This window comes from Chondromyces crocatus (genome assembly GCF_001189295.1).
GTDB classification, from domain to species: Bacteria; Myxococcota_A; Polyangia; order Polyangiales; family Polyangiaceae; genus Chondromyces; species Chondromyces crocatus.
In genome coordinates, this window is the sequence record NZ_CP012159.1 from 2,721,791 (window position 1) to 2,747,108 (window position 25,318).

The following is a 25,318-nucleotide window of genomic DNA, read 5'->3' on the forward strand; positions in this document are numbered from 1 at the left end:
CTCGAGGCCCAGGCAGACCCTACACTTCCTGGATGGGTCGCCATCTCCCGACCGGGCCTTACCGCGAGGCCCTCTCGCTCCCCCGCCACGGGGATCGCAGGATCTGGAGCGCCGTCGAGCGTGACCTGGATCCGGGTGAGCAGCTCCTCTGGGCCGGCAAGCCCAGGCAGGGGCTGCGATTGTCGTCGGCTGACGCCTACTTGCTCCCGTTCGGGCTCGTGTGCAGCGCGTTCGCGCTCATCTGGGAGGCGATGCTGGTCCTGTTCCATGGGCCGCTCTGGTTCCACGTGGTGGGGGTGACGAGCGGGCTCCTCGCCTTCCACCTCGTGGTCGGGCGTTACCTCGTGGATGCGCTGCGGAGGGCGCGGACGCTTTACGCGCTGACCGATCGGCGTGCGCTGATCCTGGAGAGCGCGGGGGCGCAGGTGACGTCGATCGAGCTGGGTACGCCGATGCCGATCGCGCTGCGCGAGGAGCTGTGGGCCCGAGGGACGATCTCGTTCGGGGTGGAAGAGGGGGAGGCCGGCGCGCCGAGCTGGCCCGGGATGCGCGGGCTGGATCCGCCGAGCTTCGTGGGCATCCGTGACGCGCGGGTGGTCTTCGACATGCTGTGGGAGGTGCGCCGCAAGCGGCTGGATACGCCGCGGAGTCCGCGCCGGCTGAGCCGGTGACGGGACCGCCCTGTGCGCTCAGCGCGTGATCGGGTCAGCGCCCGACGAGCGCCGGGCTTCCGCTGAACACGATGGCGTCGAGCAGGCGCTCCTCGCGCACCAGGGCGAGCTGAGGTGCCGTGCGGTCGAGGGTGATCGTTCCCCCAGCGTCCGCGAATCCGCAGGCTTCGGCGCCGAGCTGCGATCCGATGTGCCACAGCGCTCCGGCTGGTGACCATACTTCGCCCTCGAGTCCTTCGCTCGCTCTTCCCTCATTCTCCCCGCGCTCGCCGTGCCCCGCACTCGGTGCTCGCAGTGTCACCCGCCGCCCCGTGCGCAAGCGCTCGCCCAGCTCCACCGCGCGCATGTCTTCGAAGGGATCGGTCATCACATGGCTGTCCACGCCCGTGCAGAGGCGCACGCCCGCTGCCCGGAGGGCCGTCACGTCAGGCAAGCCGTCGCCGAGATCCCGCTCGGTCGTCGGGCACAGGCAGGCGAAGGACCCCGCCTGTCCGAGCAGGGCAGGCTCGTGCGGGGCGAGGTGCGTGGCGTGCACGGCGACGAAGCGAGGGGACAGCACGCCCCGCTCGGCGAGCAACTCCACCGGCCTCCGGCCCGTCTCTGCGAGGCAGGCGGTGATCTCGGCCGGCTGCTCGGCGACGTGCATGTGGAGGGGAAGCCCGTGTCGGCCCGCGTAGGCCGCGATCTCGGGGAGCCAGTCCGGGGGCACGGCGCGCACGCTGTGGGGGGCCACGCCGATCACCACGTCCTCGGCGCCCGCGTAGCGCGCGCGGAGGGCCTCCACGTCGGCGATTGCCGCCTCCAGGGTGGGATCGCAGAACCGTCGCTGCGCGCCCTCGGGAGCCCTCCCGGCGCCCGCCCGCGCATAGATGACCCGCAGGAGAGCGATGCGGATCCCGGCGTCACGTGCGGCCTGGATCACGGCGTCGGCGAGCACCGTGCGGTCGGCGTACGGCGTGCCTCCGGGCTGGTGGTGCACGTAGTGGAACTCCCCGACGGTCCGCACGCCGGCGTCGCGCAGCTCGCGGTAGGCCACGAGGGAGATCTCGTGGATCGACTCCGGCGTCAGCCCGTCGGCGAGGGCGTACATCGCCGTTCGCCAGGACCAGAAGTCGTCCTTGTCGTCCGCTCCGGGGCGCTGGGCTTCGCCGCGCATCCCCCGCTGGAAGGCGTGCGAGTGCGCGCTCGCCAGGGCGGGCAAGGTCACACCGCGCTCGGTCGTTCGGATCATGCTCGTCTCACTTTCCCCAGTTCACCACCGGCCGCCCGGGAGGGGTCACCACCGGCATCTCGTGGAACAGCGCTCGCGCCAGATCGGGCAGCGGCGCGCAGGCCGACTCGCCCAGGTTCACGACCTCGTCCGGGTCGTTCAGCACGTTGAAGCAGTGGAACTCGCCGTCCCACTCGCGCGCCTCGATCTTCATCGGGCCCTGCATCATGCCCCAGTTCCTGAACTCGCACTCCCAGACCCAGGTGCAGTTGGTGAGCGGCATCGGCCCCACCGTGCGCGCGGGCCGCGTCACGGGCAACCCGGGCATCCGGGCGCGGAAGGGGGCGAACGCCGGGTCGTCCCACACGCCGAGCAGATCGAGCAGCGTGGTCGCCAGGTCGAGGTGCCACACGAAGTCCGTCCTGGCGCTGCGGAGGCTCGCCTCTTCGTCGGGGGAGAGCGTGCCCTCGGGTGCATCGACCCAGGTGGGCACGCGGATCTCCTCCTCGTAGAGTGAGCTGGTGTGCCCGAGCTGCCAGTGCTCGCGGAACGACTCGCCGTGGTCGGAGGTGTAGACGATCACCGTGCGCTTGCCCGCGTCCGTCGCGCGGAGGTGATCGACGAGGCGCCCCACCGCCAGGTCCGAGAGGTACACGACGTTCCGGTAGTGGTTGCGGAAGCGCTCGTTCTTCTCCGGCGCCTTGTTCATCTCGCTGGGCTGGAACGGGGAATGCGCAGGATCGGCCACGTAGGGGTAGTGGATGTTCGAGTAGTGCGCGACGGCGAGGAAGGGCTCACGCAGCTCGCCGATCTCCTGGATTGCGCGGTCGGTGAGCAGGCGATCGTATGCGCCGTAGTCCAGGTCGGCGCGGGGATCGAGGTTGGCTGCCGCGGCCCGGTGGGAGACGGGGATGTCCTGGAGGTACAGGCGCATGTTGCCGAACTCGATGTGCTGGCTGGTCCAGTAGGCGGTGTCCCAGCCGGCAGCGTGGGCGTACTCCCAGAGGAGCGGCGCGGTGTGGAGCGTGTCGAAGCGCTCGGTGGGGGAGACGCCGCTCCAGAGGTTCGAGATGGAGATGGCCGTGGTCGAGGCGTGCGCGCGGGCCTGGAGCAGCGGCAAGCGATCGGGCATGGCGCGGTGGGTGAATGGCGTGGCTTGGTCGCAGGGCAGCTCGGGGTCCACGCACGTGACGTCGAAGCGCTGGCTCTCCTGGAGGATGAGGAGCACGTTGCGGGGGCGCGCGGGGCGGGCCGAGAGGGGCGGCACCTTCTCCGGGCGGCGGCGCTGGACGCGGCGGTCCGGGGAGTCGTTGGTGATGCCGAGCTGCTCCTTCGTCGTGGCCACGAGGCCGTGGACGTAGATCTGGTCGGGCATCGACGACTGCCAGAGGCGGTAGCTGACGGGGATCACGGCGATGCCCCAGAAGGCGAGGGGCGTCAGCGCGGTGCTCACCGCCCACGCGGCGAAGCCGGGCTGCACCCAGCGACGCGCGAGCCGTAGCGCGACGAGGGCGAGGCCCAGCGCGAGGGCGAGGTGAAGGAGCACGGCGGGGCGAGAGAGGGGCAGCGTGCAGACCAGCGACCAGGGGAGGGACGCGGAGTGGATCTGCGAGTCGCGGGAGCAGTAGAGGTTGTAGAAGCCGTGGTAGCCGGCCTGCACGCCCATGGAGAGGGTGAAGAGCAGGACGAAGAGGGCGCCGAGCGGGTGGCGCGCCGCGGTGAGCGCCCGCCGGATGCGCGCGCCGAGCAGGGGGCGCTTCGTGGGCGTCGGGGGCTTCGTGGACGTCGAGCGCGGAGAGCCCGTGAGCGCTGCCTCTCCTTCGGGCTCTGCGCGGGGAGAGGCGGCGTGGAGCAAGAGCGCCCAGAAGAGCAGCGAACCCACGGCGGAGGCGGCGTAGCCGAGGGCGTGCGGGCGATCGAAGGTCACGATCTGACCCCACCTTCGCACCACGTCCGAGACGAGGACGAACAAGCCCGGTGCCAGCAGGATCGCGATGCCCGGGAGACGGCGCCGACCCACGGACGGGTCGCTCGGGGACTTCACGGGGGGAGGTGGCCCTTGCGCCTGCCGCTCGGCTCCGCGGGGCGAGGTGGCTGCACCTCGGGGTCCCGCCCGTCGCCCTGGAGCGCGGTCGGGGGCAGCGGCTTCTTCTGGAGTGCCGCCGCGCCAGGGTCTCGCGGCATCGGCAGCGCGGCTTCGCTGCCGGGCGGACCCCCGAAGATGCCGTTGGCGAGCGTCGTGAGATCACCGCACGCTTCCGGACCCAGATCGCGCTCCTCGCGCGGATCGTCGAGCACGTCGTAGCAGTGCCAGGTGCGATCCCACTCGCGCGCTTCCAGCTTGCGCGAGCCGCGCATCATGCCCCAGTTGCGGAACGCGCAGCCCCAGATGCCCGTGCAGTTGGTGAGCGTCACCGTGGCCGGACCGCCCAGGGGTCGGAGCAGGCTGCGGCCGATCATCGCCTCGCGGTAGTCCGCGAGCGCGGGCTCGTCCCAGAGGCCGAGCAGATCGAGCACCGTCGGGGTCACGTCGGTGTGGAACACCAGCTCGTCACGCGCCGTCCGGAGCGAGCGCGCCTCGTCCGCGCGCAAGGTCCCCTCGGGGGCATCGATCCACGCGGGCACCCGGATCTCCTCGTCGAGCACCGCGCCCGTGTGGCCGAGCTGGCCATGCTCGCGGAACGCCTCGCCGTGATCCGAGGTGAAGACGATGACCGTGCGGTCACCGAACGGCGCGCTCCGCACCGACTCGATCAGCGAGGCGATGGCCTTGTCCTGCCGGTGCACGGCGTTCAGGTAGAGGTTCCGGTAGCCCTCGTTGTCCTGGGGCGCCTTGCTGGTGGTCGAGGGCTGGAAGGGGGCGTCCGCCGGGTCCTCCAGGTACGGCACGTGGGTGTTGCCGAAGTGCGCGACCGCGAAGAACGGCTCGTGCAGGCGCGGCAGTTCCGCGGCCACCCGGTCGACGAGCAGCCGGTCATCGGCGCCGAGATCGATGTCCGCCACCGGGTCCAGCTCCGTCGCGCCGCACTGGTGCGAGGTCGGCAGGTCCTGCACATAGAGCCGCGAGTTCGCGAACATCATGTGGTGGCTCGTCCAGTACGCGGCGTCGAACCCGGCGCTCCGCGCATAGTCGAAGAGCAGCGGGTAGCCGTGGAGGTCCTCGCGCGAAGCCACGGGCTGGAGCCCGGACCAGAGCACCGCGAGGCCAATCGCCGTCGTGGAGGCGTTCGAGCGCATCTGCGTCAGCGGCAGGCGATGGGGTAGTGCCGCGTCCACCTGCGGCGTGGCGCGGCATCCAGCGAGATCCGCGCCGTTCGCGCCGGGCTTTTGCAGCGCGGCGTGGCCTGCGTCTCCACCCGGTGTGGAGCAGGCCACGTCGGCGCGCACGCTCTCGGTCAGGATGAACAGCACGTTCCGCGGCGCAGCCTGGCGCGGCGTGGTGACCGGCAGCGCGGGGGGCGTCCGCAACCCTGGCCGGATCTGGGCCGAGGAGCCGACGCCGGCCATCTCCTTCATCAGCCCGCCGACCGCGTGGAAGTAGATCACGTCGGGCGTGGACGCCTGCACCTTGCGGTAGGAGCAGGGCACGAAGAACACCGCCACCGCCGCGACCAGCGCGCCGACGCCAGCGACACGCGTCGTCGTCGTGCCGCGGGGGCGCACCACGCGGCGCCCCGCCCAGAGCAGCACGGCCGCGGCCGTCGCTGGCAGCAACATCGACTGGAGGAAGTTCTTCCCGTCGGCTTCGAGCTGACTGAACAAGCTCTCGGCGAGCGAGGTGCCGAACAAGGTGGCGTCCAGGTTCAGGTAGGTCGCGTATTGCCGGTGGAAATAGAGCTGCCCGCCCACCGCCAGCGCCGCGAAACCGATGAACAGCCCACCGGCCGCCCAGCGCAGCACCCCCCGCCGACTCGACGCGGCATAGAGCAAGAGCCCCCACAGCACCGCGCTCTCGATCACCGCCCCGACGTAGCTCGCCACGTGGATCCCACCGAGCTCCAGCAGCCGGTCGGCGCGCAGGTGCGCGTCGAGCGCCACCACCAGCAGGGCCGGAAGCAGCAACACCACCACCGCGAGCACCCGGCGAGCGCGCGCCATCCCCCGAAGGCGTGCCGCCGTCCTTCCGCCCGGACCACTCCGGGGAGCGGAGGGGGGCGGATCGTCCGGTGGTTGCGAGGTGGGTACGTCGGTTCGCACGTCGGGGGCGCAAGCCTAGCCAGGATTCTCCCTCTCTGGAACCTGGCCGTCACCCGCCTGTCACCGATGCCCTGAAGAGCTTCTCCTGCACCGGCCCTGATCGACCGCCTTCCAGCCCGTGACCTTGGGGTCGAACGGGTCCCGTCGGTACGGCAGAGGCGCATCGTCACGGCAGAGGCGCATCGCCTTGGGCACCCCGCTGTGTGCCGTGGTGGAATCCATCCACCGTGTCAGCCATCCACCGTCGGCAAAGACGAGCACGCTCTTCGGCGTCGATGGGTCCGTTTCTCTGGCCGACAAATCCTTCGACGGGTCGAGTTGGCCTGCGCTAGGACCCGGGAGTCCCATGCCCCAGCAGCTCTCGCTCCCTCTCGCCGCCGCGACGCCCGGGCCTGTGGAACCACTTGCCAGGTCGGCCGACGCACCGCCTGCACCGGCGCCTTCTCCCTCGATGACTGCAGCACCCTCACCAGAACGCGCGACCTCGACGGCCACGGCGCCCTCACCGCCTCCGGCCTCCGCGTCGGAAGGCCCCGCTGCCGAGCGCCCCTCTCCGCCCGATACCGCGGACGTTGCGAAGCTCTCCGCCGAGCTCGAGGCTGCCCTCTTGCGCGAGCTGCTCGAGACCTACCACGCGCTCAACTACAGCCACTTCCGCCGCAAGCTCCAGCCTGCGGTGATCGCCCTCTCGGACACCGCAGGTCGGCTCGGCCGCTGGGTGGCGGACGCGCGCTTGATCGAGATCGGCCGGCGCCTGGTGCTGGAGCAGCCCTGGGGCGTGGTGGTCGAGGTGCTCAAGCACGAGATGGCGCACCAGTACGTCTACGAGGTGCTGAAGGTCACCCACGAGACCGCGCATGGTCCCAGGTTCCGCGAGGTCTGCGAGACGCTCGGCATCGACGCCGTGGCCGCGGGCATGCCCACCGCCGTCTCGACCCCGGAGGAGAACCGCGTCCTCGAACGCATCTCGCGGCTCATGGCGCTCGCCGAGAGCGCGAACGTCCACGAGGCCGAGGCGGCCATGGCCGCAGCGCAGCGGCTGATGCTCAAGTACAACCTCGACCTCGCCCAGACGCGCGCCGTGCGTCGCTACGGCTTCCGTCACGTCGGCAAACCGACCGGCCGGGTGACCGAGAGCGAGCGGATCGTGGGCGGCATCCTCGTGAAGCACTTCTTCGTCGAGGCGATCTGGACGCCGATGTACCTGCCGCTGGAGGGCAAGCGCGGCAGCGTCCTGGAGATCTGCGGGACCACGGCGAACCTGGAGATGGCGGCTTACGTCCATGCCTTCCTGCACCACACGGCCGAGCAGCTCTGGCTCGCGCACAAGCGGGCGAACGGGATCCAGGCGAACCGGGATCGCCGCACGTTCACGGCCGGGGTGATGCTCGGCTTCCTGGAGAAGCTGAACGCCGAGCGGAAGCGCGAGATCGAGAAGGGCCTGGTCTGGGTCCAGGATGCCGACCTGTCCGACTACTACCGGGCGCGCTACCCGCGGGTGCACCACGTGCGCCACAGTGGCAACCAGCGCACCGAGGCCCACGCCCACGGGCGCGCGGCGGGGCGGCAGATCGAGCTGCGGCGTCCCCTGGAAGGCGAGGGGCGGCGGGGGAGCATGCTCCTGCCCCCGAAGCGCGGCTGAGGAGGCGGCGTGAGGCGCGGCCGAGCCGTGCGATACTCGGCGGCATGTCCCTGAGCCGCTTCGAACGAGGGGCCATCGTGGCCGAGCTGACGGATGACGTCGTCTCCGTGGCCCGCCGGATGCGCGACTTCCACGTCGGCTGCGTGGTGGTGGTGCGCGAGGAGCGCGTCATCGGCATCGTCACCGATCGGGACCTGGTGCTGCGGGTGATGGCCGAGGGGCTCGACCCTTCCCGGACGTGCATGGAGGACGTGGTGACCTACCACCCTGCCACGCTGGCCCGGGAGGACAGCATCGAGACGGCGCTGGTGATGATGCGAGAGCGGTGCGTGCGGCGGCTGCCCATCGTGGACGCCGCCGGCAAGGTGACGGGGATCGTGACCGCCGACGACCTCATCTCGCTGCTCTCGCAGGAGCTCGCCGATCTGGGGGCGGGCATCCGCGAGAACGTGGACGCGACCGAGAGCCGGTGACGATCGAGGGGGTGGCGTCGGGCGCCGAGGCAGGGGTCAGGGGCAGCGCGACACCTGGATGTCTTGCTCCAGCGCGTCGGAGAAGTTCCACACGTCGGCGAACCGGACGACGAGCTGCTGGTTGTCGATGCTCACCACCTCGACCGTCCCTTCCATGAACGAGCCACCACCGCCCGAGCAGACGCCGGGCGCGCCACCGGGGGACTGCTCGCTGAAGTGCGCGGTGAGGTTGGGATCGGACAGCGAGTACACACCGGGCGTCTGGTAAGCGAGCGGCAAGCCGACGCTCACGCGCCATTCCTTCAACAGGCACTGCTCGTCGCCGCCGTAAGGATCGGCGCAGGTGGCGCCGTTCGTCCCGATGAGCACGAAGAGCGTGTCGGGATCGAGGCCGCCGCCGCCCGTGGTGGTGCTTCCACTGCTGCTGCTGCCGCCGCCGTTGAAGGGAGGGAACTGGTCTCCGCGCAGGGCGAGCGCTTCCATGAGACGTTCAGGGAGCGGCTCGGTGGGATTCGATGCGCAGCGGGCGACCTGGTAGTCCCCGTCCAGGATGCCGAAGGTCGGATCCGACGTCCCGCTCACCCGCACATGGATGATGTCGTCGTCGACGCTCAGGACCTCGATCGTTCCCGTGAGCCCGGAGCCTCCGCCGCCCATGCAGGTGTTCGTGTTCGGATCGGCTTGCTCCATCGAGACGAAGGCCTGGAGCTGCGGATCCAGCAGATCGTAGATCCCCGGGGTCTGGTAGGCGACGGGGAGCTGGAAGTGGAGCAGCCAGCCAGTGTCGCAGCCCGGGCCTCCCAGCGCGTAGGGGTTGCCGCACGACGCGCCCAGCGAGCTGATGAAAACGAAGAGCGTCTCCGGATCGCCGACGACCGGGCCGCTGCCCGTGCCGGTGCTCCCCACGCTGGTGGTGGTGCTCTCCCCGGAGCCGGGCAGCTCGTGGGGAAGGAGCGCGACACCGCTCGGGAAGACGTCACCTGGCGTGTTGCCTCCGGTGCCGCCCCCTTCGCCGTGCGCACCCCCGATCACGGTGGGCTCGAGACATGCGGAGGCGAACAGCGACAGCACGGCACTTACGGTAAGAAGATGCTTCCAAGAACCCGATCGGCTTAGCATGCCCCTTCATGGCCGGTGGCCCCGAGGGGCTTCACGAAATGTGCAGCGCCTTGGCGAAAAAGTTCTCCGGCCTCCCTGATGTGCGTCGCGCCCTGGTCCCAGGGATCCTCGCCCTGGCCTCCTCCTTCCTCTGGAGCAGCAGCGCCGCCGCGGACGACGCCACGCGACCCCTGGAGGCGGCCATCCAGCTCGGCTCCAGCCCTTGCCTCGAAGCGAGGAGGCTCGCCGAGCACATCGGCTTCTGGCTGAAGAAGGAGGCGCTCGACGCGCGGCTCGCCATCGTGGTGAGCGACACCTCCGAAGGCGTCCGTTTCGTCGTACGCCGTGACGGCGTCGTGATCGGCCAGCGCACGCTCGAGATCCTCGACGCCGCCTGCGCGGATCTGCACGCCGCGGTCGGTCTGGGGATCGCCAGCGCCATCGACGCGACCCTCCTGGAAGATCTCGGCATCGGCCGCAGCGACCCCCGAGGGGCCTCCTCGGGTCCACTCCTCCCGGGCGGACCAGGAGCCCCAGGTGCGACCTCTCCCATGATGCCTGGCGGGCCGGGTGGACCTGGTTCCCCTCCGCTGGCGGGCGCCCCTTGGTCCGTGCAGCCTCTCGGGGCGCTGCCACCCGTCTGGGGTCCACGAAGCGGCCCTGGCGGCATGGGGCCCAGCTTTCTGCCAGGGGATGTCCCAGGCCGAGGTCAGCCCTCTCCCTTCTCGTTCGGCATCACTCTGGAAGGAGGCGTGCTCGTCAACGTCCTGCCGAGCCTCACCTACGGCATCTCCCCCTCGGCCGAGCTCGCGCTCTCGCGCCGCTTCGAGCTGCGCGCAGGGGTGCTCGTGTCCGGGACTGGCTCGGCGGAACTGCTGGGGGGCACCGCGACCGCCGATCTCATCGCTGGGCGGCTCGACTTCTGCGCGGCCGGTCGACCGAAACCCCTCCTTCGCCTCCGCGCATGCGCCGGCATGCTCGCGGGCGCCGTGAACGCCCGGGGAGGCACCGTGCCCGACCCCCGCACCGCGGTGTCCCCCTGGATCTCTCCGGCCGTGCGTGTCGACGGGACCTGGTGGCTCATGCGCCCCCTGGGCCTCCTGGTCAGTGTGGATGGCTTCTTCCCGGGCCTCCGGCCCGAGCTCCAGATCCTCGACCCTGCGGGGGGGGTGGTCGCCGCGCGCCGCTTCCCTCTGGCCGGCATCGGGGTGAACCTGGGGCCGGCGCTCGCGTTCTGAGGCGCCCGGACCGGGGCCAGCGGGCGCCTCCAGAAAAAAACGCCCAGGAGCATCGATCGACGTGAAGGAAACCGGACGCTCCGGCCATGCAGGGGTCGTGCAGCCGGAGGCATCTCCCCGACCCCCTTCACCGAGCGCGACCCCGCCGTCGCCTGGTCGGGTGAGGGCCGACGCCCTGTTCCGGGCGCACGCGGCGTTCGTCGCGGCCTTCGTGGTGCGGCTCGGCGTGTCGAAGGCCGAGGTCGACGATGTGGTCCAGGAGGTCTTTCTCACCGTGCACCGACGGGGCGGCTTCGAGGAGGGGGGAGCCAAGCCGACGACCTGGCTCGCGGAGATCGCCCTCCGCGTCGTGTCGACCCACAAGCGCACCGAACGCCGCCGGCGGGTGGTCCCTGACGAGGCCGCGCTCGACCGCGCCGTGGCGACCTCGCAGTCTCCCCACGAGATCGCCGAGCATCGCGACGCACTGTCGCGGGTGCAGCGCGCGCTGGACAGCGTCGACGTGGACCGGCGGGCGGTGTTCATCCTCTACGAGATGATGGGCGAGTCGTGCGACGACATCGCCCAGGGGCTCGGCATCCCGATCGGCACGGTGCATTCACGCTTGTTCGCCGCACGCCGTGCGTTTCAGAAGGCCCACGAGCGCCTGGTACGAAGCCCATCGATGGTCGAACGTCCCCCTGCTGGCGCAGGTGCGGGAGCAGGAGGTGAGCTGTGAGCGAGTTTCCGACGCGCCTCTGGGATGACGACGACGCGCCCGACGCGCTGCGCGCCGACCTGCGCGCTGCCCTGCCGAGCACGGGCGAGTACGACGTGGCCGCGGGGCTCGCGCGCTTCGAGGCTCTCCTTGCGGATGGCGCTGGAGATCTCGACGAGGGGCCTGACGGAAATGGAGACAGTGCTGGCGGGGGAGAGCGCGCCGGTGGTGACAGCGCTGGCGGGGGAGAGGTGCCGAAGGCAGCTTCCGACCTGGGGATGGATCCGGCCAGCGTCGCGAGCGCAGGGACAGGCGGCGCTACCGCTGGCGGCGCTACCGCTGGCGGCGCTACCGCTGGCGGCGCTACCGCTGGCGGCGCTACCGCTGGCGGCGCTACCGCTGGCGGCGCTACCGCTGGCGGCGCTACCGCTGGCGGCGCTACCGCTGGTGGAGGCGCCCTCGCTGGAGGAGCGGAAGTCGCGGGGCTCGCAGGGAGTGCCGCGATCCCTGGACTGGCCACCAGTGGGAGCCTGTTCGGCGCGAAGCTCATCGTCGGCCTGGCGGTGATCGGGGCGCTCGGTACGGGCATCGCCTTGCGTGTGAGTTCCCCTGGCGGGTCGCTGACAGGGCAGGTGAGCGCGTCTCAGCACCTGGAGGCCGCGAGCGAACGCGTCGCCCACCTGCCCCCCTCGCTGGCGGAGCCCGAGGGGCCAACGACACCTGGAGCGCCCTCGCCGGAGGTGCGACCGTCCTCGTCGAGCCAGCGAGAGGGAGCCGCGAAGAACGCGCTCCAGCCACCGTCCAGCCCGACGCCCGATCCGGCGCGACGTCCTGTCGAAGCGTCCTCACCCGTCTCGGCTCATGGCGCCCCGACCGATCCCGCGCGCATCCCCACGGGCTCCGCGGGCGCTGACTCCGCGGACGGCACGCGGCCCGCCGACGCCGCTGCGAGCGCTCCTGCAGAGACCGAAGCCTCCCGTCTCCGCGAGGAGATGGAGCATCTCGCCTCCACCCGAAAACTCTCCGGTTCCGATCCGGCCCGCGCGGCCGCCATGGCCCTCGAAGGCCATGGCCGCTTCCGGAAGGGGGTTTTCTGGCAGGAGCGCGAGGTCGTTCTGATCCAGGCGCTCGCGGCGAGCGGGCAGCGCGCCGAAGCGAAGACGCGGGGCGACGCCTTCCTCGCGCGGCATCCCGAGAGCCCCTTCACGGAGACCCTGCGGCGCACCCTGGGGCTCTCCCCCTGACGCCCACCGCGCGGCCGTACGTCAGCTCTGCACGCGCACCCGCACGATGGGCCGCCCCCGGGGCGGGATGGGCAGCGTGCGGAAGTCTTCGAACCGTGACAGGTGCCTCTGCACCCATCTCCCCATCGGGTTCTCGGCCACCGACAGCGTGATGGTCCCGTCGGTCGAGGCTGCGGCTTGCGGCTTCCTCGTTGCAGCGCTCCTCGTCAGCGTATCCGGGCTGGAGTTGAAGAAGAGCGCGAGCACGGCCGGCGTGTCGCGGATCCAGATTCCGTCCGTCAGCTCGAAGTAGTTCGTGGCCTGCTCGCTCATCAGCCGAGCGACCATCTCGATGGCGCTCTGCGCCTCCAGCCGCATGCACTGGAGCCGCGTCGGCGACGCCATCGGATCCATCTGGGCCGCCACGTCGTCGTGGATGCTGCCCCAGCCGATGCCGTTCCCGACCGAGGCGCCGACCAGGCGGTGGGCGTGGTACTGCACCCAGTCGCTGTGACGCCCCAGCTTGTTCTCTTCGTACTCCCACGCGATCGCCCCCGCGACGGCGCGGGCGTCGATGTTGCGCTCGAGGCACGTCTTCTTGATGTGCTCCTTGAAGCGCTCGAGCATCTCGGAGAGCGACGTCGTCATGGGGGACGTCGACAGATCGCATGACCTCGACCGGCCCGAGACCTGATCGGTGAACCGCTGCACGCTCTGCTCCGGTGTGGTCCCGAAGTCCCTCTGCCAGGCCCAGCGGAACAGGGACTCGAAGGTCCATCCGTGCTGATTCATGAGGGGAGTATCGTGATCACCACCGCCCCCTGTCCACCCACCGCGACCCGTCGAGATGCGTTCCGGAGTCAGGGTGAACTTGCAGCCGAGCGGTGCAGAACGTCACGCAGCGTGCTCGTCACCGTCCCGGTCCTCGTCGGGCTTGCTCTCCACCTCGATGCTCGCCCCGACGAAGCCACCCAGGATGGCGCCCGCGAGCATCCCGGGAGGGCCTGCGAGCGTGCCGAGTGCCGCGCCCGCGACCGCGCCTGCGACCGCCTCCGAGATGCCGTGGGGCACCTTCGGTCGGTGCGCGTCGTCCACGTCGTCCGGAGCGGCCTCTTCAGGCTCGATCGGATGAGGTTCGAGGGGCTCGCGCGCCGGGCGCCCCCAGCTCGAGTCCACCTGGGAGATCCGATCACCGAGTCCGTCGGGAGCGTCGAGGGCCATTCTTTCCTCGTCGAGCAAGTGCGGTGCCATGTCGATGTGTCGGTGGGTCACCGCGCCGTGCGCGGGCGCGGCGAGCGAGCTGGGTGCAGGGCGCACACGCCGCGCTGGGCGACATCGGCCTCGTGGTGCCCGCAGTCGTCGAGGTGTTGATGCGCGCGCGCGAGGATCGGATGCGGCCGAGCATGGTCCTGCGCGCGCGATGGCGGTGGGGGCAGGATCAGGCAGCGTCGACGTTCTGGATCGGCCCTCCACTGGGCTCGACGGGCGTCATGGTCCCTCCCGTCAGCGTCACCGTGGCCGCGTTGTAGGCGGCGACGACGGGGGACGTCTGGTTGGCCGGCGCTTCACCGATGTGCCCGTCGAGCACGCCGATGTCCATGTCCAGCTCGGCTTCATGCTGGGCGGCCCGAGCGCGGTCCCGATCGAGCATCACCTCGGCGGCCGCGCCGACGAGACCGCCCACCATGGCGCCCACCGCGATGCCTGGAGGACCGATCATCGCGCCCAGCGCAGCGCCCGCAGCAGCACCCGTCAGCACCTCCATCAGCGCGGCCGGAGCGCTCGGGGTGTGGTGAATCTGCACCGGACGATGTGCCTCGTCAGGGGCGTCGGGCGCGCGCACCGTCTCGTGCGGCGCTTGGTCGGAGAGCCCTGAGGTCGTCGGGGTCATGTTGCCGTGCATGCCTCTGCAGAAGGCAACGAAGGTGCCACCCCGCCCGTCATGTCCCTGCGAGCGAGGCGTGGCGCGTGGACGCTTTGTGCGCGTTGCGCTGGCGGATCAGGCCGAGACGAGGACGATGCGCGTCAGTTCCGGGGGCGCCGCGACGCGCGCTGGCGGCCCGGCGACACCGAAGCCGCGGTTGACGTAGAGCCTCGACGCACCGCGCTGGTACAGCCCCTCCACGTAACCATACGGCAGCACCCAGGAACCAGGATGCACCAGCGGGTTCACCTGGCCTCCGTGGGTGTGACCGCTGAGCTGGAGGGCGATCTCGCCCGCAGCCTCCGGGAAGAACACCGGGTTGTGACAGAGCAGGATGCGCGCGAGATCCGGCGGCACGTCGGCGAGGGCGCGTGCGAGATCCGGACCGCCACCGGGCACCCGCCGCCGCGCCCACACGTCGTCGACACCGAGCAGGGCGAACGAGCCGCCTCGGTCTCCGATGACCTGGCCGCGGTTGCGCAGCACCGATGCGCCACCTCGCTCCAGCGCGTCGATCACGCGGTCGAGGCCGGTGAAGTGATCGTGGTTGCCCGGGATCGCCGTGACGCCTCCGCGCGTGAGCGGACCGAGCCGTCGCGCCAGGTGTCCGAGAAGATCGGCATAGGCAGGATCGTGGTCGACCAGATCCCCGGTGAGCACCACGAGATCACCGCGCGCCTTGCGCACCAGCTCCTCGGCCACGGCGATCTCGCGCTCGCCGATGTAGAGGCCGAAGTGGATGTCGGAGAGCTGGAGGATGCTGAACCCATCGAGGCTGCGTGGCAGGCCCGGGATGGGGACGGCGACCTCCTCGGTGACGTAGTCGTAGCGACCGAAGAACGCGCCGTAGAACGAGGTCCCACCGCCCGCGAGGAGCGCCGCGCCGACGGCCCCTTGCGAGAGGAAATCGCGGCGCGGCATGACGCCCGGCGAGGGCGCGTCCCCGACCGTGACGGGAGCTTTCAGGACGGGCTCGGCCGACGCTGGCGTCGTTGCGGGGGTCGACGCCACCGGGCTGGCGCCCGCGTCGGGTGCCGTCACCTCGGGCAGTTCGCGCGGAAGCTCGGCGGCCTCGCCCGTCGACGCATCCGCCAGCTCGCCTGTGCGTGCTGCGCTGGTGCGCTGCAGCGCTTTGCGGCCGAGCCGGACGACGAGGAGCAAGAGATCGGCGATGGCGAGACACACCGCGCTGATCAAGAGCGAGAGCGTCAGCAGGAAGCCCACCGACGAGAGCCCGCGTGCCGCCGAGGCGGGGAACAGACCGCGCGCGAGCCGGCCGAGGGGGAGCGCGAGGATGCACGCTGCGAGCGCGACGCCGAGGATCGTGCGCGCCCGGGGGCTCAGACGAAACGCGCTGGCCGTGCGTCGCTGCACGTAGAAAGCGAGCCCGAGCGCGGCCGTGGTCAGCAGGGTGACGAAGACGGAGAACTGGATCGACTGCATGGCAAAGGCGCCTTCGGGGCGTTGCCACCACCCTACCACGCAGGGCGCGAAGAGCCGGTCGAACGGCCCGCCACCGCGGCAGACCGACACTTCTTCACAGAGGAGGCCGTCGATGCCCGGCGGCCCTCCCCGGAGGCCCAGGTGGCCTCCGCGTGGGGCTGGGGGGCCCTCCGGAACGCCTGCACGGGCGCGAAATCCGGCCTCCTGGTGGCCCCTGACGGCGACGCCTTCCGGCCCCTCCGGCTTTCGTCTACGCTCCGAGCGTCCGCGTCGCTTCCCGAACGCTCTCCCACCCATGTCGGCCCCCGATCCAATTCTTCTCCGCGCACGTGGGCGCGTCGGGCGCATCCTCAAGGGCAAGTACCGCCTGGATGGGCTGGTGGGCATCGGCGGCATGGCCGCCGTCTACGTCGCCACGCACCGGAACGGCAACCGGGTGGCGATCAAGATGCTCCACGCGGAGATGTCCGCGGTTTCGGAGATCCGCGCGCGTTTCCTGACCGAGGGCTACGTCGCCAACAAGGTGAACCACCCCGGGGTGGTCGCCGTGACCGACGACGAGCTGGCCGAGGACGGCTCGGTGTTCCTCGTGATGGAGCTGCTCGAGGGCGAAACCGTCGGCGCGAGAGCGAGGCGCTTCGGGGGCAGGATGCCCGTCGGCGAGGTGCTGGCCATGACCGACCAGCTTCTCGACGTGCTCATCGCCGCGCACGCTGCGGGCATCGTCCACCGCGATCTGAAGCCCGACAACGTGTTCATCACCACCTCCGGCGTGGTGAAGGTCCTCGACTTCGGCATCGCTCGCGTCGTCCAGCAAGACAGCCACACCACCCAGGCCGGCGTCGCCATGGGAACGCCGGCCTTCCTGGCACCGGAACAAGCGCGTGGGCGGTGGGACATCGTCGACGCCCTCACCGATCAGTGGGCCGTGGGCGCGACGCTGTTCGCGCTCCTCGCAGGCCACGAGGTGCACCGCGCGGAGACGCCGAACGAGGTGCTGCTCCTCGCGATGACGCAGCCGGCGCCTCCGCTCGCGACCCTCGCCGTGGTGCCTCCCCTGGTGGCGGCCCTGGTCGATCGCGCGCTCGCCTTCGAGCGCACCAGCCGCTTCCCGGACATCCGCGCCTTGCAGCGAGCCGTGCGCGCCGCGGCCGTGTCCACCGGCGACGCGATCCCGAACCTCGCCACCTCCAGCGTGAGCTGGCCCATGCCCGTGACCGTGGGGAAGCCCTTCACACCGACCGAGCAAGAGGTGGCGATGCGGACCCATCTCCCCGTGGTCACGGAAGGGCTCGACGGTGGGCGTCGCACCGGACACACGCTGCGGAACGCGCTGCTCGCCGCGGCGGTGCTGATCCCCGCGGCCGCACTGATCGGCGCAGGCGTGTACTGGGCAGCGACGCGGGATCTCCAGCAAGGCGCCCAGGTGCCCCGGGAGGCGACCCCTGCAGCGCAAGCGATCCAGCCCGGTGGAGACACCGCATCCCCCACCGAAGCCCAGCCCTCCACGGCGCCTCCTGCTCCCATCCCCACCGCGCTCTCCTCGGTCCTCGCGGACGAGCTGCCTCCGCGAGAGACCCCTCCTGCCGCTGGAGCCGATGTGGACGAGGCCTCGCTGACGAAACCTTCGCCCGCCGACCTGGTCCAGAGCGCCCCCTCGGTGCACGTGAACAACGCCACGATCGCGCCGTCGACTGCCGCTGCGCCAGCGCGGATCGCGCCATCGCCTGCAGCAGCGCAGCCGACCGGCGCCTCCACGGCCCGCCGACGCCCATCGAAGAAGGGCCCGGACCTCAGCTCACAGTACTGAAGCGGTCCGCCGCGGCGAGGGCCTCGGCCTCGGCTCACCGCACCGATCACTGCACCGAAGCGGTTCCCTCCGCGGGTGCGGTTGCGTTATCTCTGGCTCTGCCCATGGTCGATCGCAACTGGGTCTGGACGGGCATCTTCCTCCTCTCGTTTCCGGTGCAGTTCGCTCTGGTACCGACCGCCAGCGCGGCTCCTCCCCCGAAACCCGACGCCCGCGCCGCGGCCCTCTTCCGCGAAGGCCGCGTGGCCATGGCGCGTGAAGACTACGCGACCGCCTGTCCACGCTTCGAGGAGAGCGCCCGCATCGAGCCCGCGCCGGGCACCTTGCTCAACCTCGGCCTCTGCCAGGAGAAGGTCGGCCAGCTCGCGCACGCACTGCACAGCTTCACCACCGCGATCGACAAGCTACCTCCGCACGACGAGCGCATCCTCTTCGCCAGGGAGCGCGTCGCTGCCATCCTGCCGCAGGTGGCGCGCCTGACGGTGGTGCTGCCGCGCACCGCGCCCCCGGACGTCCGCGTCCTCCGCGATGGGCAGGAGGTGCCTCCCGAAGAGCTCGGCGTCGAGGTACCCATCGACGCTGGCAGGCACCAGATCGAGCTGGAGCTTCCGGGCGAGCCGACCCTCCGCCGCAGCATCCTCCTCGCCCCGGGCGAGTCGCGCACGGTGTCCCTGGACGAGGTCGAGCAGAAGACGCAGGCGACTGTCGAGGTGAAGCCGTCGTCCGCCTGGCCGTCGCGCGCCACGGTGGGCTACGTCGTGGGTGGCGTGGGTGCTGCGAGCCTGACGACGAGCTTGATCACGGGCGCGCTGGTGCTCGGCAAGAAGTCGATCGTCGACGAGGAGTGCAACGAGAGCACCTGCAGGAGCCAGAAGGGCATCGACGCCGCCAGCGCGGGGAGCACCCTGTCGACCGTCAGCACGGTGACGTTCGTCGCTGGCCTGCTCGGCGTCGGAGCTGGCGTCTACCTGGTGCTGACGGACGAGGGCTCCTCCTCGGATGGCGCGACGAGCGGCGCGGGCGCCTCGTCGGCGACGATGTTCGGTCCCACGTTTCTCCCAGGCGGTGCGGCTCTGTCCGTGTGGAGGCAGTTCTGATGAGCATGCGTCATCTCGTCTCGTGCGTGGCGCTCGTCACTGGCCTTGGCCTCCTGCATGCGGTCGGCGGCTGCGCCGTCGTCGTCGGCGCCGACTTCGGAGATCGGACGCTGGGTGAAGGATCGGACGGTGTCGATCCTCCGGACGGCACCCCTTCGTGCGATGCCCCTTGCCCCGGCGCACCGAGCCGAGCCCTCTGGTTCGGCAACAAAGCGACTCAGGACGAGGTGCGCGTCACCGTGGGCCCGTCCGGTGAGGTCTACGTCGCGCTCGATGCTTCCGGCCAGATGGCCTACGGCGACACGACGCTGGGCGAAACCAACCGGCGTCAGACCCACCTCTTCCAGCTCGACACCTCGCTGGAACACCAGTGGGCGATCGGGATCGGCGGGGGCATCGACCACCGCCTCGCCGACATGGCCCTTCACCCGACGGACGGGATCGTCCTCGCCGGCAACTTCAAGTGGGACGTCGACATCGGCGGGAAGGTGATCTCGAGCGGCGATTGGGTGTACTGGGAAGGGTTCGTCGCGAGGGTCGATGCCAGCGGCAACCCCATCTGGGCCGTACCCCTCAGCGGAGCTGGTGAAAGTGTCGCCCACAGCGTCGCCGTCGCACCCGATGGCACCATCGTCCTGGTGGGGTGGTTCCGGGGTCGACTCGACGCTGGAGCGGGTCTCGACTCGTCGGATGCCAGACGCCTCTTCGTCGTGAAATTCGGTCAAGACGGGGACGTGCGCTGGAGCAAGCGCTTCTCCGTGAGCCCCTCGCACTCGGTCGGCGTGGACGTGGGCCCAGAAGGTGAAATCGCGATCGCTGGCACCTTCAACGGCTCGTTCGACATCGATGACGACGAGCAGCCTCCTCTCGACAGCATGGCCGATCCGAACGGCTACGTGTTCGTGCTGGATCCCGAGGGGAATTTCCGGTGGGCGCAGACCCAGCGGAGCAACTCCGTCGTCTTCCCCATCGACGTCCTCGTCGAGTCCGACGAGCGTGTCCTCGTGACGGGATACTTCCTGGGCAAGGACGTGCCGTTCGGCGACGCCGCTCATCCCCTGACGCTCACGGCGAAGGGGCAGGACGCCTTCCTCGCAGCGTACGATCTCGAGGACGGTACACCCCAGTGGGCGAGAGCCTACGGCGGCGAGGCCGACGACATCGGCTTCCGGCTGGAGTCCGATGGCGCGGGCCACGTCCTCTGGTGCGGTGCTCACCGGAGTTCCATGGACCTGACCGAGGACGGCGGCCCACGCTTGGAGCAAGGCGAGGGGCGAGAAGCCTTCGTCTTCAAGTTCACGCCGTCGAGCGATGATGGGCCGGGGCCGTTGCGCTGGGCGTCGTCGATCGGTGGGCCTGGTGATCAGTCCGCGCTCGACGTCGCAGGCGGGCCGGGGACGCCGATCTACGCGGTCGGCCCGACCAACCACCCCTTCACGCTGAAGGGGACCGACGCCGCGATCTCCGTGGAGGACAACGGCTGGGACGTGTGGCTCGTCTCGTTCGTGCCCTGACGTCTGCGCCGCATGCCTCGACCTCTTGCGGGAGCAGCGGCCGGTCCGCGGCCGGCCCAGGTCTTCGCCTCCTGACCCGCTGGCTACTCCGTCACGTCGAACGACACCCGCCCCACGAGCTGCCCGTCCTCCGTCTCCACATCGACCGCCCAGTGCCCCTTGAGCCGCTCCGGTAGCTGCCGCCCGGTGAGCGACGACTGGAGCCGCACCGTCGCCTCCGGCCCCTGCACCGCCGAGGTCTCCTCCGGCGCGCGGTAGATCTCCTCCCCGTTCAGCCGCCACACGTGGTGCAGCTTGTCCCCCTTGCCTCCCGGCATCGCCACGTCCGTGACCGCCAGGAGCTTCTCGATCACCGACGCATGCAGCGTCTTCACCTCCATCGCGAGCCGCCCATCCGGCAGCGTCAGCGGCCCGACCGCCGCCGACGACAGGTGCATCGGCACCGGCGGGATGATCGCGCGCGTCCCGTACGCGAGCCCCGTCCCGCCCACGAGCGCCGTCAGCAGCAGCGCCACCCCACCCGGACTTCGCAGCGCTCCGAGCGGCAGGTGCAGCATCGTGAACCCGAGCACCGCGATGCCCGCCGCCCACAGCAGCGTGAACAGCGTGCGCGTGTTCGGCAAGAGCGCCGGGATCACCAGGTTCAGGCACGCGAACAGCGTCACCCCGTAGAAGATCGACGCCAGGATCTTCCACCGCATCAGCACACGATCGAAGACCAGATCCAGCGTCGAGAGCACCGCACACCCACCGAGCAGCAGCACGAACCAGCGGTTCGGCGCATCCAGCGTCGCGCTCTTCCAGTAGAACGGCAGCAGGAAGAACAGCATGCCCTGGTAGAGGTTCTTCAGGACATAGGTCATCACCAGGAACCGCAGCCGCGCCGTGCGCCACGCCGTTGCGAAGTCCTGCCGCGCACCCGAGCCGAAGAGCCGGAAGAACAGCACCACCACCAGCCACGCGATGCCCACGGTGACTGCCAGCCACCGCGCCCGCTCGAAGCCCTTCTGTGCGTAGCTCACCACGAACGCGCCGAGCCCCAGCGCGTACGCCGTGTGCAGCCACCACAGCTTGTTGGCGTGCTTCTTCAGCAGCCACTGCGCGTTCGCCTTGAAGCCCTTGGGCGCATCCTCGTCGTCTTCGTCGACGACCGGCTGGCTGTTCGGATGCGACCCCTGCGGCATCCGGGGCGACGCCATGCGCGTCGGATCGTCATGGAAATCCTGCCGCGACCCGGCCCGGGGCGGCATGTACCGCGTGGGATCCTCCTGGCCGTCACGGTTGCCCGGCATGAGCTGGGTGGGGTCGTCATGTCCCACGTCCGGCGCCGGCCGGGGCGCCGCGCTGCCCGGGTCGAGGGGACCAGGAGCGCGCTGGAGGTCGGCCTCGGTGCTCGCGTGGCTGTTCGGATCCGGGGCCGGCAACGAAGGATCGCTGGCCTGAGGACGGCGGAGGGCCTGCCGGATCGCGGCGGGATCGGCGAGTTCCCCGTCGGGCTGGTAGACGACGGTCGGGGGATCCCACGACGACTGGGCGCGGCGGCGCGGCTCGTGCTCGCTCATGCGGAAGCGGCAGCGTAGCCCATCCGGCCGGTGGCGTTCCCACTCTGCTGGGATTCTCGCCGGCCGAGCTGGCGCGGTCGACGCTGGACCCCCCGCAGGACCGGATTCCACGGCCCTCCGCAGCGCTCCCGCTGCCCCCTCAGGGAAGGTCGAGATCCGGGCGCCGGGGCGACATGCCCGTGGCCCAGCCCATGGTGTAGCGGGCGTTGATCTCGCAGCGGGGATTGAAGTGGAAGTGCTGATCCCCATCGCGCCAGCGAAACGCATCGATGCCGAACGGGCCGAAGTACCCCGCGGCCGCGAGGGCCTGGCCGGTGTCGTGCAGCGCCTGGTGGAGGGCGGTGGCCTCGGCAGGCGCCAGGTCACCGGGAGAGGCGCGCTCGGTCGAGAGCCAGGTGCCTCGCTCGTCGCAGCGCTGGAGACAGGCGACGCCGACGACCAGCTCCCCCGCCGCGGTCAGATGCCCGTGCTGACTGAAGTCGCCGCAGCGATCGACCCAGGGTTCGACCTGGAGCCCCTGACCGTGCCGCTCCAGGGACGCGATGACCCAGGCCCGCGTCGGCGCATCGATCGGCCCCGTAGGGATGCGCAGTCGGCCACGCCCGGCGAAACCGAAGGAGCGCTTGAGAAGCCAGAGCGCGGTGGGCGAGGGGAGGGCGACGGCCTGCGCGACCTCGTCGACGGTGGTGGCGAAGCATGCGCCCGGCAGCATCTGACCGAGTTCCGCGCAGAAACGGCGGTGGTTGACGCGGCGGAGGACATCGAGCGGCGGCGCGGGCGGCGGGGTGGCGCCCGCCTCGCGGAGGAGCCGGAGGGCGCGAGGCGTGGGACACCAGGCGCGGCCCGGCAGCGCCGAGACGAGACGGTGGCGTGCCCCATCGGGCCAGAGCAAATGATCGTCGGGCCCGAGGAGCGGGCCGATGCGCTCGGCGAGGGGACGCAGCCTGGCGCTCACCGAGGCGCTGGGCGTGTAGCCGGCAGGCCGCGCGAGTTCCTCGTCGGCGTCGAGGTTCAGGAGCCAGGCGCGGGGGGTGACCATGCGGCGAGCGCGTCGATGAACGCCTCCGAGAAGCCAGCGCGGGCGCGATCGGCCCGGTTCAGCGGCGCGCCGCGCATCACCAGGGGCGTGAGGGGATAGGGGAGATGACGGCTCCACGTGGTGAAGTCGTCCAAGGCTTCGTCAGCGCCGCCAACGCCGGAGCCCGCGTCGGAGCCCACCTGCGTGAAGCGCTGGAACCAGTGCACCGCGAAGTGGACGTGCGGGATCTCCTCGGCGCAGACCTTGGCCTGGAGCGCAGCGCCCACCTCGTCACCGATGGCGCGGAAGCGCTCGGCGAAACGCGCCGCGTGATCGAGGTTCCCCCCTTCGAGGCCCATGCCGAGCGTCGCCGTGAAGGCTGCCGGGGTCGTCGCCGACGGGACCCGCTGCCAGAACCAGTCGCGCACAGGGAAGTCGCCGAACCCGTAGCCGAGCGTCGCGAGGTAGTCGGCATACATCGTCATGTGCCGCAGCTCGTCGCCCGCGATGTGCAGCAAGCCCCGGCGGAAGGCGCGCGGCGTGTCGGGGAACGCGAGGAGCGCCCAGCACATCAGCTCCGCGGCTTGCAGCTCGTGGTGCAGGAAGGTGTGGATGAGCTGCGCCCGACGCGCGGGCGTCCGGAGCGCCTCGGGCCCGGGACTCTTGGGGGCGCGCGCCGTGATCTGGAGCGCAGCGGGCCGGCCCGGTCGCGTGAGGCGTCTCGGGGGCGGCGACTCCTCCCAGGTCCCGGGGAGTGCCGGAGGTCGCTGCTTGTACTCGAGATCGGTGGTGAGCACGTAGTCCCAGGCCCAGCGCTCCACGGTGCCCACGGGCGGCGCCTCGCTGGCCGGCACGTCGCACGCAGACCCCTCGCTGGCCAGCAGCTCGCGCACAGGCCCCTCACGGGCCGGCGGTTCGCTCGCGGAGGGCTCGCCCGCAGAACGCTCGCTCATCCGCCGTATCCGCGTGCCGCACCGAGGCGCTGGAGGATGCGCTGGAGTTCGTCGACGCTCATGTCCATGCGCTCGACGACGCGCCCGTACAGCATCGCCGTGGGCACGTTCCGACCTCGCCGCTCCACTTGCAGCTCGGCGAGCGTGTACAGCACCACGCGCTCGGCCCGGGTGAGGCCATCGCGCACGTCAGGGATGGTGTCGAGGGAAGAACGGCGGCTCATCAGGGGGATTGCTGGGGCGAGACGGTGACGGGGATGCTCACCAGACCCGACCGCCCGGCGATGCTCACGCCCATCCTGCCCGATCCGACATCCTCGGCAAGCAGCACGAAGCTCCTCGGCTCGGTGCTCGTCTCGTCGTCGTTCTCGCGCTCGAGGACCCGGACCAGAGGAAAGGCGTCGAGCAGGAGCCTACCGTCGAGCTCCTCGTCATCGGCCAGCGCGGTGACGGTCACGGCGATGGCCGTCCCGTGGACCATCGAAAGCCCCTCCTGGCTGAAGGTGGCCTCGAAGGGAGGCGGGGCGTCGAACTCCACCTCGAGGGTGTCGAAATCAGGCACACACCCGACGACCGAGAACCCAGCGAGCGCGACGACCGCCGCCTGGAAGAGCTTGCCTTGGCTCACGGGTCACCTCCACCGACCAGCACGGTCGTCTCCAGGGCGCCGACGGTCGCCGTGATCGGGCCGGTGCCGTTGATCTGCACCTCGACCACGTTGTCCGAGGGCGCGGAGAGGAAGGCGACCACGTCGGGATCGCCGCGCCACGTCACGGGCAGCGCCCCGGCGAGGATTCGCCCGTCCTCGGTCGCGGGCACCACGCGCAGGAACGTCCTGCCGGTCAGGCCCGTCGGCGCATCCACCTCCAGCTCCACATCGAGACCGCCGACGTTTGCCGAGACCCCGCCCTGGATCCGCTCCGGCAGGTTGGTGTTGGTCTCGGTCTGCGACACACGGATCGTCTTCGCCTCCTCGAACCGGACGTGGACGAGATCCATCGCCGTGTTGCCATCCATCGCCACGAGCGCCGCGACCCCGGGCGCCATCGCCTGGAAGACCGTCTCCTCGGACGTCACGAAGTCGTTCGCCGTGTCGATCGTGTACGGCCCGACGTCGTACGTATCGTTGCTCTCGAAGTCGATCGAGAACCGTCCCCCCACGGCCACGGGAGGGAACGCCCCCGTCGCGACGTCGATGTCACCGCGCGTCGCCTTGTCGTCGCACTGCGCGTCCGAGTCCCCTGCGCACAGGTAATAGAAGACGCCGTTGCCCAGCTCTCCGGCGATCCCCTGGCGCCCGTCTCCTTCCGAGCAGCCAGCCACCAACGGCAGCAACAGCAGCAAGGGTGAAAGGCGCGCTCGTCTCGACAGGCGTCTCATGCAACGACCTCGTGGGCGCTGTCGTCACGCCTCGAGGGAGACGTCGACGTTGCCGTGGAAAGGATTGACTCCACCCTAGGAGGACTGCCGATGGAGGGTCAACAGCCCGGGGCGTCTGCCTCGTGCTGGAATGCCTCCATGGACGCGACCTGCTGGGCGTCGCGCCGG

At 70.8% G+C, this 25,318-nt stretch carries 23 protein-coding genes; 9 read left to right on the forward strand and 14 right to left on the reverse strand.

Annotated features, from left to right (window positions below):
• Positions 1-32: 32 nt before the first annotated feature.
• A complete protein-coding gene (locus CMC5_RS10125) occupies positions 33-671 on the forward strand; it encodes a hypothetical protein (RefSeq protein WP_050430209.1) in 639 nt (212 codons plus the stop codon).
• Between the two features lie 34 nt (positions 672-705).
• Here the strand turns inward: CMC5_RS10125 and CMC5_RS10130 are convergent, their stop codons facing one another.
• From CMC5_RS10130 to CMC5_RS10140, 3 genes are read right to left on the reverse strand one after another with little or no spacing between them, the layout of a single operon-like run.
• On the reverse strand, positions 706-1,902 hold the full coding sequence (locus CMC5_RS10130) for a formimidoylglutamate deiminase (RefSeq protein ID WP_156338416.1): 1,197 nt from the start codon (positions 1,900-1,902) through the stop codon (positions 706-708).
• 7 nt (positions 1,903-1,909) lie between these two features.
• On the reverse strand, positions 1,910-3,925 hold the full coding sequence (locus tag CMC5_RS10135; RefSeq protein WP_245678386.1) for a sulfatase-like hydrolase/transferase: 2,016 nt from the start codon (positions 3,923-3,925) through the stop codon (positions 1,910-1,912).
• Positions 3,922-5,979: a sulfatase-like hydrolase/transferase gene (locus CMC5_RS10140; RefSeq protein WP_082362363.1), complete on the reverse strand. Its 2,058-nt coding sequence runs from the start codon at positions 5,977-5,979 to the stop codon at positions 3,922-3,924. The genes CMC5_RS10135 and CMC5_RS10140 overlap by 4 nt, the downstream gene beginning before the upstream one ends.
• Positions 5,980-6,529: 550 nt before the next feature.
• Between CMC5_RS10140 and CMC5_RS10145 the strand changes: the two genes are divergently transcribed.
• Together CMC5_RS10145 and CMC5_RS10150 are read left to right on the forward strand one after the other, a co-directional pair.
• A complete protein-coding gene (locus CMC5_RS10145) occupies positions 6,530-7,720 on the forward strand; it encodes a DUF2786 domain-containing protein (RefSeq protein ID WP_082363434.1) in 1,191 nt (396 codons plus the stop codon).
• Between the two features lie 44 nt (positions 7,721-7,764).
• Positions 7,765-8,193 carry a CBS domain-containing protein gene (locus tag CMC5_RS10150; protein WP_050430210.1) on the forward strand — a complete coding sequence of 143 codons (429 nt, stop codon included), beginning with the start codon at positions 7,765-7,767 and terminating at the stop codon, positions 8,191-8,193.
• 36 nt (positions 8,194-8,229) lie between these two features.
• Here the strand turns inward: CMC5_RS10150 and CMC5_RS10155 are convergent, their stop codons facing one another.
• The gene (locus tag CMC5_RS10155) at positions 8,230-9,264 is read right to left on the reverse strand and encodes a hypothetical protein (protein WP_050430211.1); all 1,035 of its coding nucleotides are present in this window, start codon (positions 9,262-9,264) and stop codon (positions 8,230-8,232) included.
• Positions 9,265-9,320: 56 nt separating this feature from the next.
• Here CMC5_RS10155 and CMC5_RS44205 point away from each other — a divergent pair, with 56 nt between their 5' ends.
• The 3 genes from CMC5_RS44205 to CMC5_RS48410 all read left to right on the forward strand — a co-directional run bounded on the left by CMC5_RS44205 (position 9,321) and on the right by CMC5_RS48410 (position 12,470).
• The gene (locus CMC5_RS44205; RefSeq protein WP_156338417.1) at positions 9,321-10,529 is read left to right on the forward strand and encodes a hypothetical protein; all 1,209 of its coding nucleotides are present in this window, start codon (positions 9,321-9,323) and stop codon (positions 10,527-10,529) included.
• Positions 10,530-10,590: 61 nt separating this feature from the next.
• Entirely contained in the window at positions 10,591-11,247 is a 657-nt protein-coding gene (locus tag CMC5_RS10165) for an RNA polymerase sigma factor (protein WP_169796503.1), read from the forward strand.
• Complete coding sequence (locus CMC5_RS48410; RefSeq protein ID WP_050430214.1) at positions 11,244-12,470, forward strand: hypothetical protein; 1,227 nt, start codon at positions 11,244-11,246, stop codon at positions 12,468-12,470. Before CMC5_RS10165 ends, CMC5_RS48410 begins: the two co-directional genes overlap by 4 nt.
• A gap of 21 nt (positions 12,471-12,491) precedes the next feature.
• Here CMC5_RS48410 and CMC5_RS10175 read toward each other — a convergent pair whose 3' ends face one another.
• From CMC5_RS10175 to CMC5_RS10190, 4 genes are all read right to left on the reverse strand, one after another.
• Entirely contained in the window at positions 12,492-13,241 is a 750-nt protein-coding gene (locus CMC5_RS10175; RefSeq protein WP_050430215.1) for a hypothetical protein, read from the reverse strand.
• A gap of 102 nt (positions 13,242-13,343) precedes the next feature.
• The gene (locus tag CMC5_RS10180; protein WP_156338418.1) at positions 13,344-13,670 is read right to left on the reverse strand and encodes a hypothetical protein; all 327 of its coding nucleotides are present in this window, start codon (positions 13,668-13,670) and stop codon (positions 13,344-13,346) included.
• 217 nt (positions 13,671-13,887) lie between these two features.
• Positions 13,888-14,340 (reverse strand): glycine zipper domain-containing protein, encoded by a 453-nt coding sequence (locus tag CMC5_RS10185; protein WP_218920249.1) that lies wholly within the window; start codon positions 14,338-14,340, stop codon positions 13,888-13,890.
• Between the two features lie 108 nt (positions 14,341-14,448).
• Positions 14,449-15,816: a metallophosphoesterase gene (locus tag CMC5_RS10190; protein WP_050430218.1), complete on the reverse strand. Its 1,368-nt coding sequence runs from the start codon at positions 15,814-15,816 to the stop codon at positions 14,449-14,451.
• A gap of 295 nt (positions 15,817-16,111) precedes the next feature.
• Here CMC5_RS10190 and CMC5_RS46445 point away from each other — a divergent pair, with 295 nt between their 5' ends.
• The 3 genes from CMC5_RS46445 (at position 16,112) to CMC5_RS10205 (ending at position 20,237) form a co-directional block, all read left to right on the forward strand.
• A complete protein-coding gene (locus tag CMC5_RS46445; RefSeq protein ID WP_050430219.1) occupies positions 16,112-17,626 on the forward strand; it encodes a serine/threonine-protein kinase in 1,515 nt (504 codons plus the stop codon).
• Between the two features lie 104 nt (positions 17,627-17,730).
• On the forward strand, positions 17,731-18,723 hold the full coding sequence (locus CMC5_RS10200) for a tetratricopeptide repeat protein (RefSeq protein WP_050430220.1): 993 nt from the start codon (positions 17,731-17,733) through the stop codon (positions 18,721-18,723).
• A complete protein-coding gene (locus tag CMC5_RS10205) occupies positions 18,723-20,237 on the forward strand; it encodes a hypothetical protein (protein ID WP_050430221.1) in 1,515 nt (504 codons plus the stop codon). The genes CMC5_RS10200 and CMC5_RS10205 overlap by 1 nt, the downstream gene beginning before the upstream one ends.
• A gap of 83 nt (positions 20,238-20,320) precedes the next feature.
• Here the strand turns inward: CMC5_RS10205 and CMC5_RS10210 are convergent, their stop codons facing one another.
• The 6 genes from CMC5_RS10210 to CMC5_RS10235 all read right to left on the reverse strand — a co-directional run bounded on the left by CMC5_RS10210 (position 20,321) and on the right by CMC5_RS10235 (position 25,150).
• Positions 20,321-21,799 carry a DUF5924 family protein gene (locus CMC5_RS10210; RefSeq protein WP_082362368.1) on the reverse strand — a complete coding sequence of 493 codons (1,479 nt, stop codon included), beginning with the start codon at positions 21,797-21,799 and terminating at the stop codon, positions 20,321-20,323.
• A gap of 139 nt (positions 21,800-21,938) precedes the next feature.
• Positions 21,939-22,838: a hypothetical protein gene (locus CMC5_RS10215; protein ID WP_050430222.1), complete on the reverse strand. Its 900-nt coding sequence runs from the start codon at positions 22,836-22,838 to the stop codon at positions 21,939-21,941.
• Positions 22,811-23,770: a ferritin-like domain-containing protein gene (locus CMC5_RS10220; RefSeq protein ID WP_082362369.1), complete on the reverse strand. Its 960-nt coding sequence runs from the start codon at positions 23,768-23,770 to the stop codon at positions 22,811-22,813. The genes CMC5_RS10215 and CMC5_RS10220 overlap by 28 nt, the downstream gene beginning before the upstream one ends.
• A complete protein-coding gene (locus CMC5_RS10225; protein ID WP_050430223.1) occupies positions 23,767-23,994 on the reverse strand; it encodes a hypothetical protein in 228 nt (75 codons plus the stop codon). Before CMC5_RS10225 ends, CMC5_RS10220 begins: the two co-directional genes overlap by 4 nt.
• Positions 23,994-24,398: a hypothetical protein gene (locus CMC5_RS10230; RefSeq protein ID WP_050430224.1), complete on the reverse strand. Its 405-nt coding sequence runs from the start codon at positions 24,396-24,398 to the stop codon at positions 23,994-23,996. The genes CMC5_RS10225 and CMC5_RS10230 overlap by 1 nt, the downstream gene beginning before the upstream one ends.
• Positions 24,395-25,150, reverse strand: a complete 756-nt coding sequence (locus tag CMC5_RS10235; RefSeq protein ID WP_169796504.1) for a hypothetical protein — start codon at positions 25,148-25,150, stop codon at positions 24,395-24,397. The genes CMC5_RS10230 and CMC5_RS10235 overlap by 4 nt, the downstream gene beginning before the upstream one ends.
• Between the last annotated feature and the right edge of the window lie 168 nt (positions 25,151-25,318).